General features: G+C 66.1%; 1 protein-coding gene. It reads right to left on the bottom strand.

The genetic code is table 11. From position 1 onward, the window contains the following. Nucleotides 1–91: 91 nt before the first annotated feature. A partial coding sequence (locus FQ668_RS27525; RefSeq protein ID WP_178097177.1) for a recombinase family protein occupies nt 92–271 on the bottom strand: 180 nt, incomplete at its 5' end.

Genomic DNA, 271 nt, shown 5'->3' with positions numbered 1-271 from the left:
TCGCATGGCAATCCCGCGGGCGGGAGAAGACGGGCAAACCCACCCGTGACGCCCGGCGTTCCGAGCCGTGAGCGGATTGAGAGTGCGCGGATTACCTGCGGCCGCGGTTGCGGCGCTTCCGTTCGCGCAGCGCGTTCGCCTTGTAGAACAGGGCCGGTTCGATGATGGCGTCGTGCAGCCCTTGCGTTTCGACATCGCCGTAACTGACGCGCCCCCGGTAAGTGCGGTTCGACAGGATGATCGAAATGGCCTGCCGCGACCAGCTGTTGCC

The organism is Pseudomonas sp. Kh14 (assembly GCF_900291005.1).
Classification (GTDB): domain Bacteria; phylum Pseudomonadota; class Gammaproteobacteria; order Pseudomonadales; family Pseudomonadaceae; genus Aquipseudomonas; species Aquipseudomonas alloputida.
This window is presented reverse-complemented; position numbering and strand designations above follow the sequence as displayed.